Source organism: Microbacterium lemovicicum, from assembly GCF_003991875.1.
In the GTDB taxonomy this organism is placed as follows: Bacteria; Actinomycetota; Actinomycetes; order Actinomycetales; family Microbacteriaceae; genus Microbacterium; species Microbacterium lemovicicum.
The window spans coordinates 490,036-506,287 of record NZ_CP031423.1 but is presented as its reverse complement, the minus strand read 5'-3'; the positions used below and the strand labels follow the sequence as shown (position 1 = coordinate 506,287).

Annotated in this window: 18 protein-coding genes; 3 read left to right on the top strand and 15 right to left on the bottom strand. The window is 68.8% G+C overall.

The window, feature by feature from the left end; translation table 11 throughout:
• Position 1: 1 nt before the first annotated feature.
• Positions 2 to 1,480, bottom strand: coding sequence for a glycosyltransferase family 2 protein (locus tag CVS47_RS02360; protein WP_127094647.1), 1,479 nt, complete (start codon positions 1,478 to 1,480; stop codon positions 2 to 4).
• 199 nt (positions 1,481 to 1,679) lie between these two features.
• Here CVS47_RS02360 and CVS47_RS02355 point away from each other — a divergent pair, with 199 nt between their 5' ends.
• From CVS47_RS02355 to CVS47_RS02345, 3 genes are read left to right on the top strand one after another with little or no spacing between them, the layout of a single operon-like run.
• Positions 1,680 to 2,756, top strand: a complete 1,077-nt coding sequence (locus CVS47_RS02355) for a hypothetical protein (protein WP_127094646.1) — start codon at positions 1,680 to 1,682, stop codon at positions 2,754 to 2,756.
• A gap of 2 nt (positions 2,757 to 2,758) precedes the next feature.
• Positions 2,759 to 4,492, top strand: coding sequence for a sensor histidine kinase (locus CVS47_RS02350; RefSeq protein ID WP_127094645.1), 1,734 nt, complete (start codon positions 2,759 to 2,761; stop codon positions 4,490 to 4,492).
• Positions 4,482 to 5,666, top strand: a complete 1,185-nt coding sequence (locus tag CVS47_RS02345; RefSeq protein ID WP_127094644.1) for a hypothetical protein — start codon at positions 4,482 to 4,484, stop codon at positions 5,664 to 5,666. The genes CVS47_RS02350 and CVS47_RS02345 overlap by 11 nt, the downstream gene beginning before the upstream one ends.
• Here CVS47_RS02345 and CVS47_RS02340 read toward each other — a convergent pair.
• The 14 genes from CVS47_RS02340 to secY form a co-directional block, all read right to left on the bottom strand.
• Positions 5,656 to 6,279, bottom strand: coding sequence for a hypothetical protein (locus tag CVS47_RS02340; protein WP_127094643.1), 624 nt, complete (start codon positions 6,277 to 6,279; stop codon positions 5,656 to 5,658). The genes CVS47_RS02345 and CVS47_RS02340 overlap by 11 nt on opposite strands.
• A 173-nt stretch (positions 6,280 to 6,452) precedes the next feature.
• A complete protein-coding gene (locus CVS47_RS02335) occupies positions 6,453 to 7,091 on the bottom strand; it encodes a GTP pyrophosphokinase (protein WP_127097148.1) in 639 nt (212 codons plus the stop codon).
• Positions 7,092 to 7,269: 178 nt separating this feature from the next.
• Complete coding sequence (locus CVS47_RS02330) at positions 7,270 to 7,977, bottom strand: endonuclease/exonuclease/phosphatase family protein (RefSeq protein ID WP_127094642.1); 708 nt, start codon at positions 7,975 to 7,977, stop codon at positions 7,270 to 7,272.
• 78 nt (positions 7,978 to 8,055) lie between these two features.
• On the bottom strand, positions 8,056 to 8,901 hold the full coding sequence (gene truA, locus CVS47_RS02325; protein ID WP_127094641.1) for a tRNA pseudouridine(38-40) synthase TruA: 846 nt from the start codon (positions 8,899 to 8,901) through the stop codon (positions 8,056 to 8,058).
• Positions 8,902 to 9,395: 494 nt separating this feature from the next.
• Positions 9,396 to 9,968 carry a 50S ribosomal protein L17 gene (rplQ, locus tag CVS47_RS02320; protein WP_127094640.1) on the bottom strand — a complete coding sequence of 191 codons (573 nt, stop codon included), beginning with the start codon at positions 9,966 to 9,968 and terminating at the stop codon, positions 9,396 to 9,398.
• Between the two features lie 40 nt (positions 9,969 to 10,008).
• The gene (locus CVS47_RS02315) at positions 10,009 to 10,998 is read right to left on the bottom strand and encodes a DNA-directed RNA polymerase subunit alpha (RefSeq protein WP_127094639.1); all 990 of its coding nucleotides are present in this window, start codon (positions 10,996 to 10,998) and stop codon (positions 10,009 to 10,011) included.
• Positions 10,999 to 11,179: 181 nt separating this feature from the next.
• Entirely contained in the window at positions 11,180 to 11,578 is a 399-nt protein-coding gene (gene rpsK, locus CVS47_RS02310) for a 30S ribosomal protein S11 (protein WP_127094638.1), read from the bottom strand.
• Positions 11,579 to 11,611: 33 nt separating this feature from the next.
• A complete protein-coding gene (rpsM, locus tag CVS47_RS02305) occupies positions 11,612 to 11,986 on the bottom strand; it encodes a 30S ribosomal protein S13 (RefSeq protein ID WP_127094637.1) in 375 nt (124 codons plus the stop codon).
• 153 nt (positions 11,987 to 12,139) lie between these two features.
• Positions 12,140 to 12,256, bottom strand: a complete 117-nt coding sequence (gene rpmJ / locus CVS47_RS02300; RefSeq protein WP_127094636.1) for a 50S ribosomal protein L36 — start codon at positions 12,254 to 12,256, stop codon at positions 12,140 to 12,142.
• A 64-nt stretch (positions 12,257 to 12,320) separates the two neighbouring features.
• A complete protein-coding gene (infA, locus tag CVS47_RS02295) occupies positions 12,321 to 12,542 on the bottom strand; it encodes a translation initiation factor IF-1 (RefSeq protein WP_017201569.1) in 222 nt (73 codons plus the stop codon).
• A 174-nt stretch (positions 12,543 to 12,716) separates the two neighbouring features.
• Positions 12,717 to 13,400 (bottom strand): DsbA family protein, encoded by a 684-nt coding sequence (locus tag CVS47_RS02290; RefSeq protein ID WP_127094635.1) that lies wholly within the window; start codon positions 13,398 to 13,400, stop codon positions 12,717 to 12,719.
• 16 nt (positions 13,401 to 13,416) lie between these two features.
• Positions 13,417 to 14,253, bottom strand: a complete 837-nt coding sequence (gene map / locus CVS47_RS02285) for a type I methionyl aminopeptidase (protein ID WP_127094634.1) — start codon at positions 14,251 to 14,253, stop codon at positions 13,417 to 13,419.
• Position 14,254: 1 nt separating this feature from the next.
• The gene (locus CVS47_RS02280; protein ID WP_127094633.1) at positions 14,255 to 14,851 is read right to left on the bottom strand and encodes an adenylate kinase; all 597 of its coding nucleotides are present in this window, start codon (positions 14,849 to 14,851) and stop codon (positions 14,255 to 14,257) included.
• Positions 14,848 to 16,170, bottom strand: coding sequence for a preprotein translocase subunit SecY (secY, locus tag CVS47_RS02275; protein ID WP_127094632.1), 1,323 nt, complete (start codon positions 16,168 to 16,170; stop codon positions 14,848 to 14,850). The genes CVS47_RS02280 and secY overlap by 4 nt, the downstream gene beginning before the upstream one ends.
• Positions 16,171 to 16,252 lie beyond the last annotated feature (82 nt).

The window sequence follows — 16,252 nt, the reverse complement described above, 5'->3', positions numbered from 1 at the left end:
CTCAGACCTTGTATCCATGCTGACGACGGAAGAGCTTGGTGAACATCATCAGGGTCTGAAGGACCGTGACGACGCCGACGATGGGCCAGCCGACCCACAGGATGCTGGACTGCACGACCGGGCCGAGCATCATCCAGATGACCGCCACGGCGACGAGCACGGCGAGCGTGACGATCGCGGGGGTCCAGTGGCCGAAGCCGCCGCCCTTCTCCGCCTTCGCCTGCATGGCCCAGTTGTCGACCTTCTTCTTGGACAGGAAGCGGGTCCAGGCGCGCGCGAAGTGCGAGAGCCGGATCCACATGTAGATCTCGGCCGGCACGATCAGCACGGCGAACAGGATGTCCTTGCGCGTGCGCGACTCCATGGTCAGCGCCATCCGCAGGTTGAGCAGGACCGCCATGCCGATCGGGAGGAGCCACCACGGCGAGAACACGAAGGCACTGAGCGAGAGCGACCCGGCCAGCAGCAGCAGGAACGCGATGCGGACGAAGAGGTTGGTCAGCATGCCGAAGTTCTCGAACCAGCGGATCCGAAGGTTCGGGTGCAGCGGCTGGCCCTTGGTGTCGCCGCGCTGACCGGGCCACATGAGCTCGATGGCGCCGTAGGTCCACTTCACCTGCTGCGCGTCGAGACCGCTGAGCGTGGTCATGCCGCCGACGTCGGCGCGGGCGAAGGGGCTGATCTTCGTGAGGTAGCCGGCGCTCTTGATCTGCAGCGACAGCAGCGAGTCCTCGACCTCGCTGTCCTTGACCCACGGTGTCGTCTGGTGGTTCTGCTCCATGACCTCGCGCAGGGCGTGGGTGGAGAAGATCGAGAACTGACCGCCGAGCACCGCCATGTTCCTGCCGCGCAGCAGGTTCTGCAGGTTGAAGGCGGCGAACTGCGAGCGCTGTCCGCTGATGAGGAACGACGCGAGGCCCTTGAACGGCTTGTTGTCGATCGAGTAGATCGCCGAGATGCCGCCGATGCGGCTGTCGTTGATGATCTCGGTCTCGAGGTACTCGACGGCGCGGGCCTCGGCGATGGTGTCGCCGTCGACGCCGAGCAGGTAGTCGTAGCCCTCGACGAGCGAGTAGCCGTAGTTGAGGGCGCCGACCTTCTTGTCGGGGTTCTTGCCGATGTCGTGCACGAACACCTCGGTGAACTGCTCGCCGAGCTCGGTGGTGATCTCGTGCGGACCGGCGTACTGCGAGGCCAGCGCGACCGTCTGGTCGCTCGTGTTGTTGACGACCACGTGGATGACGTCGGGGACACGCGTCTGCGTGAGCAGGCCCTCGATCACCTGGGCGATCGACTCCTCCTCGTTGTAGGCGGGGATGATGCATCCGATGGTCGACCGCTGCGTCGACGAGCCTTCGAAGACCGAGTCGAAGTCGGCGGGGAAGGCGTGCGAGAGCAGGTCTTCCAGGGGCGGCGTCACGGGACCGACGGTCGCGGATCGCAGGGCGATCTCGTTGCGGCGGTAGGGCATGTCGGTCATTTCTCGGCTTTCGTCAGCGGGGTCCCGGGGGGAGTCCCCGTCGGCCTTCGGGCGTCGAATCCGCTCCCTGGCCGGTAACACCCAGCTTGGTATGCTGACCTCCGCAAAGCACCCCTGCTTGGCGGAGATGAACTCAACGAATCCGCAAGATTCGCGCAACGCGCGGGTCCGAGGCCCGACCGACGTGCAGGAGCGGCCGATGGTCACGCTGTACACCGTCACGTTGACGATCGTCTGCTGCGTCGCGGTGGGAGTGGCGATCATCGCGGAGCGACGCCGCGGCGGTGACCAGCAGAGCTGGCTGACGCTGTCGAACTTCGCCGTACTCGCCGCCTGCTGTGCGACGCTCTCCACCCTCGCGTACGCGCTCGCGGGCGACGAAGCCGACAAGCTCATCCCCCTCGTCATCGGCGACATCTCCATGCCCCTCGCGGTGGGCCTGCTGGCCGCAGGAGTGCGACGCGCCGCCGGCCGCCGGCACCACGCGACCGTCTTCCTCATCGTCTCGGTGGGGGTGGGCCTGACCACGCTGGTCGTCTCCGCCGAGGCGGGCCAGGCTGTGAAGCTGGTGACTCTGGCGGCCTTCTGCGCGGCCACCGTGTGGACCTGCGCGCGCGGCCCGCTTCCCGCCCTCGGCGCGCGACTGATCGGCATCACGTGCGGGATCTACGGCGTGTACGCCCTGGCTCGCCTCGTGGGCCCGCTGCTCCTCGGCCCGGATGCGCCCGAGGTCCAGCTCTACCTCTCGTCGGGGCCGAGTTCGCTGGTGTCGGCGCTGGCCGTCGGGGTGACCGCCGTCGGCACGGTGATGCTCATCCGCAGCGAGTCGGGCATCGATGAGAAGGACACCGTGAACGCCGACACGCTCGCGGACTGGGTCGACGCGCTGCTGCAGCAGCGCGGGGAGGTGTCGGCCCTGTCGGTGACGGTGCCCGATCTCGCCCTCCACCGCACCGCCTTCGGACGCGCATGGGCGCACAGCGTCTCGTCCGCCCTCTCCCGGGCCACGACCGCGTCCATGCCCACCGGAAGCGTGGTCGGCGAGGTCACCGCAGGCGTCCTGGTATCGCTGCGCTTCGGCTCCGGCGCCGACACCGACGCCATCCGCGAGCGACTGCAGACCGCATACGAGCGGATGCTGCCCCCGGCCGGGCCGACGGATCCTCCCGAGGTGAAGATCGAAGTGCTCGACATCACGGAGTCCGCCGACCTACGCCGCTTCGCCCGCGCCGCCCGCACCACGGCACGCCGCGCGGCGTCCTTCGAAGGGATGTGACCGTGCCCGACACCGACACCTCCACCCACCCGATCGCCACGAGGACCACGTCCATCTGGCTGTCGCAGCTCCTGCTCGCGATCGTCGTCGTGGTGGTCGTCCTCCTCGTGCAATCCGTGTCTCCCGAGACCGTCGATCTCTGGACGTTCACCGTCGGCGTCTCGCTCGTCGTCGTGCTCACGGGCGTGGCCCTCGCCGTGCCGTGGCAGCGGTTCCCGCCGGTGACCGTGCTCAGCATCCCGTTCCTGGACATCCTCGCGGTCGGCATCATGACCCGGGAGACCACGGTCGACTTCGCCTTCCTCTGGGTGTTCCCGGTGATCTGGATCGCGACGTACTTCCCGCTGTGGGCGACGGGGATCGGGCTCAGCGGCATCGGTGTGATGGTGCTCATCGAGGAGGCGCAGCGCGAGGAGAACGCCGCCGGAACACTGCGCCTCGTCGTGGTGACGCTCTCACTCACCTTCATCGCCATCAGCACGCACACCGCCTCGCGTCAGACCCGGGCGTTCAAGCGGCTGCTGAGACGCGAGGCGAACAGACTCTCCGAGACGCTCGGCCGCTCGAAGCGTCAGGAGCGCGAGGTGTCGCGCGTCCTCGGCTCCGTCGACGTCGGTGTGGTGCGCCTGTCTGCGGACGGTGACATCGTCGAGGCGAACCTCACCTACCGCGAGCTGTACGACGTGGCGCCGCTGGATCCCCAGCTCGTCGCCCGCTCCGTCGAATACGACGACTATCAGGGGCGACCCCTCGCGCGCGCCGACCGGCCGCTCGTGCGCTCCCGGGCGGGCGAGCAGTTCGAAGACCTCCGCACCTGGCTGTTCACCGCCGACGGGTCGTGGCGCGCCCTGTCGCAGACGGCGCTCCGCCTTCCCGACGACCACGACCTCGCTGCCGGCGAATCGCTCCTCGTCGTGCACGACATCACCCCCATGGTCAGCGCGGAGCGCGCACGCGACAGCCTCGCGACCCGGGTCTCGCACGAACTGCGCAATCCCCTGACCACGGTCCTGGGATACTCCGACCTCGTCCTGGAGGACGAGTCGCTCGACCCGAAGGTGCGCGAGCGCATCGAGGCGATCAACTCCGCGGCCGAGCGGATGATGAGACTCGCGAACCAGATCCTCCAGTCCGGCCGGCAGGCCCGCATGACCGAGTCGGCGGTCACGAGCACGGACCTCGCCGCGGTCGTGGCGGAGTCGGTGGAATCGCTGGCCCCGACCGCGCTGGGTGCCGGTGTCGTCGTCGACTTCGCCCCATCGGAGGGCGTCATCGTCCGGGGCGACGCCTTCCGCCTCCGGCAGGTCGGCGACAACCTCCTCAGCAACGCGATCAAGTACACGCCGAAGGGCGGGCGCGTGCTCGTGGACGTCCATATCTCCGAGACGCCCACCGGCCAGGCGGGAACATCCCCGCCACCGTCCGCTGTCCTGCGCATCACCGATACCGGCATCGGCATGGAGCAGGACGAGGTGGCGCGCGTGTTCGAGCCGTACTTCCGCTCCGCCGCCGCCGAGCAGAGCACCATCGTCGGAACGGGCCTCGGCATGGGCATCGTGCAATCGCTCGTGACTCAGCACGGCGGCACCGTCGTGGTGGAGAGCTCGCCGGGCCGCGGCACGACGGTGACGGTGCAGATTCCGCTCGACGACTCTCCGGCAGCCGACGAGGCCGGCGCCTTCCCGCCCGGGCTCGGCGCCGGCGCGTCGGCGGAAGGAGGACGACGTGTCTCCTGAGATCCTCGCCGGCGTGGGCGAGGTCGCGGCCGTCGCTCCCCCGAACGGGCTCATCATCGGCCAGACCACCGTCGTGACGGTGTGCGTCGCACTCATGATCTGGATGGGCCTGCTGGCGCGGCCGAGCAGGGCGACGCTGATCTGGACACTCGCGATGATCCTCGCGCTCCTCGGCTCATACGGGTCGCTCGCCTCGGTCGCCCTGGGCATCGACGTCCTTCGTCACCCGGTGTCGTTCGGTCTGCTGTGCGGCGTACCGGCACTGGTGTGGTCCGGGCTGCGCGCGACGGCACGGCTGCGCCCCCACGCCTGGATCGGGTTGGTGCAGTCGGTCGGGTCCTTCCTCGCCCTGCTCGCCACGACAGAAGGTCCCTACGGCTCACTGGTCTTCCGGGTGTTCGTCCTCGGGGCGGCTCTGGGCGCGGCCCCGGGCGCGATCGAGTCCATCCGCGACGGCGCCCGCGCCTCTCGTCACAGCCTCCCGCTCGTCGTCGCCTCGTGCGCCATCCTCCTGGTTGCGACAGTGGGGCTCGCCGGAAGCGCCGCCGGCACGAGCGCGGCATCCGAGGTCCTCTTCGTCCGCGCCTTCGTGATGATCATGACCGTCTACGTCATCTGCGCGACTGTCAGCCTGCTGTTCATCGCCGACCGACGAGCCGGCGCGAGCGACGTCCTCAAGGCTCTCGACACGCTGCTTCCCGTTCCGGTCATGCGAACCCTCGCGCAGGAGCGGCTCCGGCGCGCCGCCATCCGCCACGAGCAGACGTGGTCCTTCATCGACATCCGACTCGACGACGACGAAGATCTCCGCGATGCCACGGGTGAGGCCGCCCACGCCTCGACCGTCGCCCGCTTCGAACGCATCGTGTCCGCCACCTTCCCGGCCGACGCCGACATCTGCCGCGTGGCGCCGGGGCACGTGACGGTGCTCGTGTCGCAGTCGTTCGCGGCCGTGCGCGCGCTCGTTCGGACCGTGCTCAACGAAACGTCCGCGGGTGAGGACGGCGCTCCCGTGGCCCTCGGCATCACCGCGAGCGCCGGCGTCATCGCCGTCGATCCGGTGTCGGACGGCTACGCCGATCTCGCGGTCCGCGCCGCCGCAGCCGTCCACGAGGCGCAGCAGCAGGGAGGCGACCGCTGGGTGCGGGTCGGCCCGGCACCCGCTACGGCGTGACGGCGACCGTGAGGGTGTCGGTGGCGGTCTGCTTGGCGTAGTCGGTGGAGGTCGGCGTCGTCTGCACGAGGAACTCGTAGGAGAACTCGAGCGTGACGAAGGTGGCCCCCTCAGGGGTCGGCCCCACCGTGAAGGTCTGCGAGTAGCTGTACGGATCGAGCACGAGATAGCCGGGCGAGGTGGTCGCCGCGTCGACCTGCGCGGTCAGCGGATCGAACGTCTCCGTCGCGGAGCCGGGGGTGGCGGTCATCGTGGCGCGCTGCAGGTAGACCTTCTGGCCGTCGTTCGGGGTGATCGAACTGATGAGCGAGAGGCTGACGGGCTTGAGGACGCCCGGCGTCCACTTGTCCATGGCGAGGCTCGACCAGTAGTTCAACGAGATGCCGAGCGGACCGGCGGTCAGGCTGCGCGCGGTGGCGCCGGTGGACAGGTCGTTCGGCGTCGGCTGAGGCGCCTCGGTCGCGGTGGCGCTGGCGCTGGCGCTGGGATCGGGCTCGGCGGAGGAGGACGCGCCGGGCTCGAGCCACGGCGGGGTGCTGCAGCCGGCGAGCGCGAGGGCTGTGGCGACGACCACGGCGCCGAGCACCGATGTGCGGCGGACAGTACGAGCCATGGTGCGCCTCCCGGTGCGGTCGGGCGCATCCCGCGAGCGCCGATCAGGCACAGCCTAGGACGGTGCGATGGCCCTCTCCGCTGGTCCGGGGCCCTGATGGGGTGGTCGGCGCGACGTGGGGCGATGCCTGTCGCGCAATGGCGTCCGGAGTGTCGCCGGATGTCGCCGCCCACTCAGACGTCGAGCTGTCGGGCGGCCACCGGAACCGGTGCCCGCACCTCCCGGTGCAGCCGCTCCATCCGCTCGTCGAGCTCGGCGGCCGTGTCCGCGGCATCCTTCAGGCTCCCGAGCAGGTCGCCCGGCACCTGCCGGTCGAACTTGTAATAGATCTTGTGCTCGAGGCTCGCCCAGAAGTCCATGGCGATCGTGCGGAACTGCACCTCGACGGGGATGTCCACGCGCCCCGTCGAGAGGAACACCGGCACGTCGATGATCACGTGCAGGCTCTTGTAGCCGTTCTCCTTCGGCTCGGCGATGTAGTCCTTCACCTCTCGGACGGTCACATCGTCCTGCGCCGTGAGCAGATCGAACAGCAGGTAGGCGTCGGCGACGAAGCTGACGGTGATGCGGATGCCGGCGACGTCGTGGATGTGCGCACGGATCGAGGGGAAGTCCGGATCGACGCCCTTCCTGGTCACCTTCTCCACCAGACTGTCCGCCGACTTCACCCGGCTGGAGACGTGCTCGATCGGGTTGTAGTCGTGCATGTGCAGGAACTCGTCACGGAGGATGGCGATCTTCGTCTCCACCTCCTTGAGCGCGAACTGGTACTCGAGGAGGAAACGCTGGAGCTCGTCGCGCAGCGCGCGCATCTCGGCGAGCGTCGCGGAGAAGGTCTCGTCGCCGACGACGCCGAGTGTCTGCGGCGGCGCGGTCGTCTGCGGCGGCTGAGTCGGCTCGTGCGGGGGCGGCGTCATATCCTCGACGCTAGGTCGGCCGCCTCTGAGCCCGCTGTGCAGGTCCGCCTCGGGCGTCGGTCGTCGGCGGGGATCAGGCTGCGCTGCCCGCGACGTCCGCGGCGGCGGCCACCCCGGGGAGACGGGCCGTCACGAGGATCGGCAGGTGGTCGCTGAGGCCCTGCGGCAACGTGCGCACCTGGTCGATCGTGAACCCGACCGAGGTGGCGAAGTCGTAGTGCCCGCGGAAGAACCGGTAGCGCGTATAGGTGCGGGCGTCGCTCAGGCTCAGCTCGTAGCCCTGCTCGCGCACCTTCTGGCCGAGGTTCTCCTTGAAGACCGGGTAGTTGTAGTCGCCGACCATCAGCGCGGGCAGACCCTCGCCGAGGGCGGCCAGCTCGTTCAGCGCCGTGCGGATCTGGTGGCGCCGCAGGGAGTTCAGCGCCGTGAGGGGCGCGGCGTGGAACGACGCGACGATCACTTCGCGGCCATGGTCGATGTCGTGCAGGCGCACGCCGAGAAGGCGCTCCTCCGCCGGCTTCAGCACGTAGTCGTGCAGCGACTTCTTGAGCGCGAGCGCCCGGACCTCGACCGCCCGGTAGGTGTTCTCGCGGTAGTAGACGGCGAGGCCCAGGCGGTTGCGGTTGGTCGAATCCGCGAGCACTAAGCCGCCGATCCGCTCGGGGATGTCCGTCGTGTCGCATTCCTGGACGCACAGGACATCGGCCCCGTGCCGTTCGACGAGCTCCTCGAGCTCGACCGCGGCGCGGTGCTTGCGGAGGTTGTACGAGATGACCTTCACGGATCCCAGCCTAGGACTCCCGGGTGAGCGCCACGATGTCTTGACAGATGCGCGGCGCGTGTCCCGCGGCGCGATCGGTCACTCGCTGTCGCGCCGGTTCCTCGTCTGCTCCGCGCGATCGGCGAGCAGGTCGTCGGCGGGATAGCCGACCTCGGCGAGGGTGAGTCCCCGCGCGGCCAGCACCTTCACCTCGGGTACGCGCGACGCGGCGTCCCGGATCGCCACCAGGTCGTCGGGATCGAGCCGCCCCTCCCCCACGGCCACGCACGCGCCGACGAGGGCGCGCACCATGCTGTGGCAGAAGGCGTCCGCCCGCACGTGGGCCACCAGCACTCCCGCGGGGTCGCGGTGCCAGTCGAACTCGAGCAGCGTGCGGATGGTGGTCGCCTCGTCGCGGGGCTTGCAGTAGGCGGCGAAGTCGTGGAGACCGCGCAGGGAGCGGGCCGCGGCATCCATCCTCTCGACGTCCAGCTCGCCCCGCACCGTCGTCGTTCGGTGGCGCTCGAGCGGGTCGTATCCGGCCGCCTGGTCGGCGAGCCGGTAGGCGTACCGGCGCCAGACGGCGGAGAAGCGGGCATCGAAGCCGGCGGGGGCGGGCGACGTGCGCAGGACGGCGACGTCGGAGTACGCACCCAGCACGCCCTGCATCCGTCGCGAGAGCGTCTCGACAGGATCGCATGCCCCGTCCCGGCCCCTCCGGGCGAGGACGCGGTCGCTCTGCTCGTCGTCGAGGTCGACGTGGGCGACCTGTCCGGTGGCGTGCACCCCGGCATCCGTCCGCCCCGCGACGACCAGCCGCACGGAGCCGCCGACGATACGGGAGAGGCCGTCCTCGAGCGTGCCCTGCACCGTGCGCAGGCCGGGCTGTCGGGCCCAGCCGCGGAAATGGGTTCCGTCGTAGGCGATGTCGAGACGGATCCGCACGACTTCAGCGTAGCCGCGGCGGCGACGCGCCCACTCGGCGATGGCTGCCGCGGAAGCGGTCGCGGGCTCACGGTGGGGGCGGCTGCGGGCTCACTTCGGGGGGACCTCCAGACGCGTGCACGATGACGGAGATGCGCAGAATGACGGATGCTGCGGCCTCCCCGCATCCGCAATCCTGCACATGTCCGCACTTCTGCGCGCGGAATGAGGGCCCAGGTGGGGGGCCACGGCTGCGCGATGGCCCGCATCCGCCCGCATTTGCTCACGAAGCATGCGGTTTCGCACAACTCGGCCTGCGTCTCACACAGCCAGCCCACCGCGGCGGAGACACGCAGGATGACGGAGATGTGCACGATGACGGATGCCGCAGCCCACCGGCCTCCGTCATCGTGCACATCTCCGCGATTCCGCACGTGGAGTGACGCGCACGCACCACGCAGCGGAGCCCGCGACCCCGAAGGGTCGCGGGCTCCGCTGTGCGCAGGGTGTCCGAGTTACTCGGACTTCTCCTTCGCGGCCTCGGCCTCGGGGGCGTCGGCAGCGGGAGCCTCGTCGGCGGCGGTCTCGTCAGCGACGGTCTCGTCGGCGGCGGGTGCCTCGACGGTCTCGTCGGCGGCCGGCTCGGCCTCGACGGTCTCGTCAGCGGCGGGCGCTGCGGATCCGGCGGACGCGGCGGCGGACTTCTTCGCCGACTTCGGCTTCGGCGACACGGGCTCGAGGACGAGCTCGATGCGGGCCATGGGGGCGTTGTCGCCCTTGCGGTTGCCGATCTTCGTGATGCGCGTGTAGCCGCCCTCGCGGTCGGCGACCAGCGGCGCGATCTCGGTGAAGAGCTCGTGCACGACGGACTTGTCGCCGATGACGGAGAGCACGCGACGGCGGGCGTGCAGGTCGCCGCGCTTCGCGAAGGTCACGAGACGCTCGGCGAGGGGACGAACGCGCTTGGCCTTCGTCTCGGTCGTCGTGATCGCCTTGTGGGTGAAGAGGGCTGCCGCGAGGTTTGCCAGCATGAGGCGCTCGTGGGCGGGACCTCCGCCGAGGCGGGGACCCTTGGTGGGCTTAGGCATTCTCAGTTACTCCAGTGTCTAAAAGGTCGGAAGCCGAAGCTCAGGCGGTCTCGTCGTCGTAGCCGCCGTAGAAGTGCGCGCCATCGAACCCGGGGACCGAGTCCTTCAGCGACAGGCCCAGCGAGATGAGCTTGTCGCGCACCTCGTCGACCGACTTCTGACCGAAGTTGCGGATGTTCATGAGCTGCGTCTCGGAGAGGGCCACGAGCTCGCTGACGGTGTTGATGCCCTCGCGCTTGAGGCAGTTGTACGAGCGCACCGACAGGTCGAGGTCCTCGATCGGCATGGACAGCTCGTTCGACAGGACGGTCTCGACCGGCGCGGGGCCGATCTCGATGCCCTCGGCCTCGACGTTCAGCTCGCGGGCGAGGCCGAACAGCTCGGTCAGCGTGCGACCGGCGGATGCGACCGCGTCGCGGGGGGCCATCGAGTTCTTCGTCTCGACGTCCAGCACCAGCTTGTCGAAGTCGGTGCGCTCACCGGCACGCGTCGCCTCGACGCGGTACGAGACCTTGAGGACGGGCGAGTAGATCGAGTCGATCGGGACCTGACCGGCCTCGGCGTACTCGTTGCGGTTCTGGGTCGCCGAGACGTAGCCGCGGCCACGCTCGATCGTCAGCTCGAGCTCGAACTTCGCGGTGTCGTTGAGCGTCGCGATGACGAGCTCGGGGTTGTGGACCTCGACGCCGGCCGGAGCCGAGATGTCGGCGGCCGTGACCTCGCCCGAACCGGTCTTGCGCAGGTACGCCGTGATGGGCTCGTCGCGCTCGCTGGAGACGACCAGCTGCTTGATGTTGAGGATGATCTCGGTGACATCCTCCTTCACACCCGGAATGGTGCTGAACTCGTGGAGGACGCCGTCGATGCGGATCGACGTCACTGCGGCGCCGGGGATCGACGACAGGAGGCTGCGACGCAGCGCGTTGCCGATCGTGTAGCCGAAGCCGGGCTCGAGCGGCTCGATGATGAAGCGGCTGCGGAACTCCCCGACCTTTTCCTCGGTCAGGGTGGGACGCTGTGCGATGAGCACTATGTGTTCCTTTCGATCACGTGCCCGCTATATGACACGTGCGGTGAATGAGGTGTTGAGTTTTACTCGAGCGGATGCCGGAGGTCCGGCAGCCGCGAAGCGTGTTTGAGCCGCGACGGGCTCAGCGGACCGGTCTCGGCAGGCTCGGGGACGAATCCCCGGGCCTGCCGGACGACGGGTGTCAGACGCGGCGGCGCTTCGGCGGACGGCAGCCGTTGTGCGCCTGCGGCGTCACGTCGTTGATCGACCCGACCTCGAGGCCGGCGGCCTGCAGCGAGCGGATCGCGGTCTCACGGCCGGAGCCGGGACCCTTGACGAAGACGTCGACCTTCTTGACGCCGTGCTCCTGCGCCTGGCGCGCAGCGGACTCGGCGGCCATTCCGGCGGCGTACGGGGTGGACTTGCGCGAGCCCTTGAAGCCCACGCCGCCCGAGGACGCCCAGCTGATGACAGCGCCGGTCGGGTCGGTGATCGAGACGATCGTGTTGTTGAACGTCGACTTGATGTGGGCCTGGCCCACGGCGATGTTCTTCTTCTCCTTGCGGCGCGGCTTGCGCGCGGCGGTCTTGGCCTGTGCCATGTGCGTGTTCTCCTGAACCTTGGCGGCCGCGCGTTAGCGCGCCTTCTTCTTGCCGGCGACGGTGCGCTTGGGACCCTTGCGCGTGCGGGCGTTGGTCTTGGTGCGCTGACCGCGCACGGGCAGGCCGCGGCGGTGGCGGATGCCCTGGTAGGAGCCGATCTCGACCTTGCGGCGGATGTCGGCGGCCACCTCGCGGCGCAGGTCGCCCTCGACCTTGAAGGTCGCTTCGATGAAGTCGCGGAGGGCGATGAGCTGGTCATCCGAGAGGTCCTTCACGCGGAGGTCCGGGCTGACGCCGGTCGCGGTGAGGATCTCCTCGGAACGGGTACGGCCGATGCCGTAGATGTAGGTCAGGGCGATGACCACGCGCTTGTCGCGCGGGATGTCGACGCCGGCGAGACGTGCCATGCGGCTCTCCTAGGAGTGTCGTGGAGGTGTGGAGCAGTGCCGGTGCCCGGGCCTCCAGCCCGGGGTGTCCCCTCTTGCGAGGTTCTGGTGCTGCCGTAGAGGTGTGTTCAGTTGTGGATGACGGATGCCGCAGCTGCGGCATCCGTCGGAGTGCTAGCCCTGGCGCTGCTTGTGGCGCGGGTTGGACTTGCAGATGACCATGACGTTGCCGTGGCGGCGGATCACCTTGCAGTGATCGCAGATCGGCTTGACGCTCGGCTTGACCTTCATGTTTTTTCCTGTTCGCTGTCTTCGCCGGGCAGGCCGGAGCCTGGGGCGTTACTTCTCGACCGGTCTAGCGGTAGCGGTAGACGATGCGGCCGCGGGTGAGGTCGTAGGGGCTGAGCTCCACGACGACGCGGTCCTCGGGGATGATGCGGATGTAGTTCTGCCGCATCTTGCCCGAGATCGTGGCGAGTACCTTGTGCCCGTTGCTCAGCTCAACGCGGAACATCGCGTTGGGCAGCGCCTCGGAGATCACGCCTTCGATCTCGATGACACCGTCTTTCTTCGCCATACACTCGCTAACGCTCATGCAGACCGGTCGGTCTGCGGTGGTGGGGTGGGTGGTGCCGGGTTCCTCGGGATGACCGTCGGACACGCCGAAACAGGCGCAAAGCACCAAAGATCAAGTGTACGTGGTACTCGCACCCTCGGCAACTCGGGCGTGTCGCGGTCCCCCGCGCCGGCTCTACTGGAAGAGCGTGGCCAGCTGGTCGGGCTGCGGCAGGGAGGAGTTGGCGATCGTCTCGCCGTTGATGGCGATGGTCGGCGTGCCGATGCCCTGCGACCCCGGTGCCACCGGCGTCTTCGGCGTCATCGACGCGACGTACTTGCGGTAGGTCCCGTCGGCGATGCACGACGCGGAGTTGGTCGCGCCCGCCTGCTCGGCGACGGCGGAGATCTCGTCGTCGGTGAGGCCCGTCGATCCCTCCGACGGCTGGCCGGCGAACATGGCCTGCAGGAACGGCAGCGCCGCCGACGGGTCGTTCGCCGCCACGCAGTACATCGCGCTGGCGGCACGCGTGGAGAACTGCGTGCCCTGCGACTGGCGGTCGAGGATCGAGATCGGGTGCACGTTCAGCGTGATCGTGCCGTCGTCGACGAGGCCCTGGATGGACTGACCGTAGACGGACTCGAACTGACCGCAGACGGGGCACATGAAGTCCACGTAGGTGTCCATCGACTTCGAGCCCTCGCCAATCGCGATCGCCCCGGTGTCGGTGTTGATGTTGGCGGCCTGCGGGGCGGTGCCGGGACCGGTGGCGATGGAGTTCATCCACACGACCGTTCCGCCGACGGCCGCGAGCACGACCACCACACCGATGGTGATCCAGATCGCGAACCAGTTCTTCTTGCGCACGGCCGTTGCCATCGTCTTCTTCCGCCTTCTACTGAATGGCAGTCGGGACCACGCCGAAAGGCGCCAGACCCGCTGCTCCACCGTCGGGCGCGGTGAGCACCCAGATACCGTTATCGTGCACGGCCACGCTGTGCTCCCAGTGTGAGCCGGCTGTGCCGTCCACCGTGGAGACCGTCCAGTCGTCGTCCTCGACGAGAGTGGCCTGGTCGCCGATGACGACCATGGGCTCGATCGCGACCGCGAGCCCGGGACGCACCTCGGGGCCGAGGTCGGACGTGCGGTAGTTGAAGATCGACGGCGCCTCGTGCATCTTGCGGCCGATGCCGTGACCGACGTACTCCCGGAGGATGCCGTAGTCGTGCCCGGAGTCCTCGATGTAGCCCTGGATGGCCGCACCCACCTCGCCGAGCCGACGCGCGGTCGCCAGGGCGGCGATGCCTGCCCAGAGCGACCCCTCGGTCACCCGCGAGAGCTCGACGCGCTCGGCGACGACGTCAGGGCGCGCGTCATCGGGGATCACCACGGTGAGGGCAGAGTCGCCGTTCCAGCCCTGGTACTCCGCGCCCGCGTCGACGGAGACGATGTCGCCGGGCTGGAGCACCCGCGGTCCGGGGATGCCGTGCACCACCTGCTCGTTCACCGAGGTGCAGACGGTGTGGCTGTAGCCGCGCACCATCTGGAAGTTCGACTTCGCGCCGCGGGCGACGATGACGGCGGATGCCGCGGCATCCAGTTCCGCTGTCGTCCTTCCCGGCACGATGAGCTCGCGGGCGGCGCGGAGCGCCGCGGCCGTGATGAGACCCGGCTCCACCATCGCCCGCAGCTGGGCGGGCGACTTGTAGATCGATCGACGGAGCGAGGCCACGTCAGACGGCGGCCGGACGCGTCAGTCCGCGCGCCTGCAGCGCCGCGACGATGCGATCGGTGATCTCGTCCAGCGTGCCGACGCCGTCGATGGTGTCGACGACTCCACGGGCGGAGTAGACCTCGAGGATGGGCGCCGTCTCGCGCTCGTAGATCGCGAGACGGTTGGCGATGACCTCTTCGGTGTCGTCGGTGCGACCCTGCTCCTGCGCGCGGCGCGTGAGGCGCGAGATGCTCTCGTCGCGCGGAACGACGAGCTCGAGCACAGCGTCGAGCTGCTCGTCGCGCGACGCGAGGAAGGCGTCGAGGTCTTCGACCTGGCCGAGGTTGCGCGGGTAGCCGTCGAGGAGGAAGCCCTGAGCCGCGTCATCCTGCGACAGCCTCTCCTGCACCACCTTGCTGGTGAGCTGGTCGGGCACGAGGTTGCCGGCCTGGATGATCTCGCGCACCTGGGTGCCGAGCTCGGATCCCCCCGCGACGGCGGCGCGGAACATGTCGCCGGTGGAGATGGCCGGGACGCCGAAGCTGTCCGCGACGCGGACGCCCTGGGTGCCCTTGCCGGAGCCCTGCGGGCCGACGATCAGCAGACGCGCCGTCATCGCAGGAGTCCTTCGTAGTGGCGCTGCTGGAGCTGCGCGTCGATCTGCTTGACCGTCTCGAGTCCGACACCGACGATGATCAGAATCGAGGCGCCGCCGAACGGGAAGTTCTGGTTGGCGCCGACCGTGGCCAGGGCGATGAGCGGCAGGAGCGCGATGAGGCCGAGGTAGATCGAGCCCGGCAGCGTGATGCGCGTGAGGACGTAGTCGAGGTACTCGGCCGTCGGCCGACCGGCACGGATGCCGGGGATGAACCCGCCGTACTTCTTCATGTTGTCGGCGACCTCGACGGGGTTGAAGGTGATCGCGACGTAGAAGTAGGTGAAGCCGACGATGAGGAGGAAGTACAGCACCATGTACAGCGGGTGATCGCCCTTGGTGAGGTAGTTCGTGATCCACACCACCCAGTCCGGCGCGGTCTGACCGGCCTGCGGCTGGTTGAACTGCGCGATGAGGGCGGGGATGTACAGCAGCGACGAGGCGAAGATGACGGGCACGACGCCGGCCATGTTGACCTTGATCGGGATGTAGGTGTTCGTGCCGCCGTAGGTGCGGCGTCCGACCATGCGCTTGGCGTACTGCACCGGCACGCGCCGCTGCGACTGCTCGACGAACACCACGAGGGCGACGACAAGGATGCCGACGGCGAGGACCAGCAGGAAGGTCTCGAAGCCCTTGGTCTGGGCGATGGCCCACATCGACGCGGGGAACGCGGCGGCGATCGACGTGAAGATCAGGATCGACATGCCGTTGCCGATGCCCTTCTCCGTGACGAGCTCGGCGAACCACATGATGAGGCCGGTGCCGGCGGTCATCGTGATGATCATGAGCAGCTGCGCCCACCACACGTCGTTCGTGAGGAGGTTCGTGCACTCGGGGATGCCGGTGTTGCCGAACAGCTGTCCGCTGCGTGCGACCGTGACCAGCGTCGTGGACTGCAGCAGCGCCAGCGCGATCGTGAGGTAGCGGGTGTACTGGGTGAGCCGGGCCTGACCGGCCTGGCCCTCCTTGTACAGCGTCTCGAAGTGCGGGATCACGACGCGCAGCAGCTGCACGATGATCGTGGCCGTGATGTACGGCATCACGCCGAGCGCGAAAATGGACAGCTGCAGGAGCGCGCCGCCCGAGAAGAGGTTGACGAGGGACAGGAGACCCTCGGTCCCGGAGCTCGCTGCGAGGCACGACTGCACGTTCGGGAAGTCCACGAACGGAGACGGCACGTGCGCACCGAGACGGTAGATGGCGATGATCGCCAGGGTGAATGCGATCTTCCGCCGCAGATCAGGTGTGCGGAAGACCCGCGCGATGGCGCTGAACAAGAGGCTGCCTCCAGAAGGGATGCCGGAACGCCCGAGGCGCACCGCATCCAGGGTAACCCAGCAGGGGCCGGAGCGATGCTCC

Coding starts and splice junctions, on each gene's coding strand:
- CVS47_RS02360 (WP_127094647.1), bottom strand. CDS start 1,480: ATGACCGACATGCCCTACCGCCGCAACGAGATCGCCCTGCGATCCGCG.
- CVS47_RS02355 (WP_127094646.1), top strand. CDS start 1,680: ATGGTCACGCTGTACACCGTCACGTTGACGATCGTCTGCTGCGTCGCG.
- CVS47_RS02340 (WP_127094643.1), bottom strand. CDS start 6,279: ATGGCTCGTACTGTCCGCCGCACATCGGTGCTCGGCGCCGTGGTCGTC.
- CVS47_RS02335 (WP_127097148.1), bottom strand. CDS start 7,091: ATGCGCGCGCTGCGCGACGAGCTCCAGCGTTTCCTCCTCGAGTACCAG.
- rplQ (WP_127094640.1), bottom strand. CDS start 9,968: ATGCCTAAGCCCACCAAGGGTCCCCGCCTCGGCGGAGGTCCCGCCCAC.
- rpsK (WP_127094638.1), bottom strand. CDS start 11,578: ATGGCACAGGCCAAGACCGCCGCGCGCAAGCCGCGCCGCAAGGAGAAG.
- rpsM (WP_127094637.1), bottom strand. CDS start 11,986: ATGGCACGTCTCGCCGGCGTCGACATCCCGCGCGACAAGCGCGTGGTC.
- rpmJ (WP_127094636.1), bottom strand. CDS start 12,256: ATGAAGGTCAAGCCGAGCGTCAAGCCGATCTGCGATCACTGCAAGGTG.
- infA (WP_017201569.1), bottom strand. CDS start 12,542: ATGGCGAAGAAAGACGGTGTCATCGAGATCGAAGGCGTGATCTCCGAG.
- CVS47_RS02290 (WP_127094635.1), bottom strand. CDS start 13,400: ATGGCAACGGCCGTGCGCAAGAAGAACTGGTTCGCGATCTGGATCACC.
- CVS47_RS02280 (WP_127094633.1), bottom strand. CDS start 14,851: ATGACGGCGCGTCTGCTGATCGTCGGCCCGCAGGGCTCCGGCAAGGGC.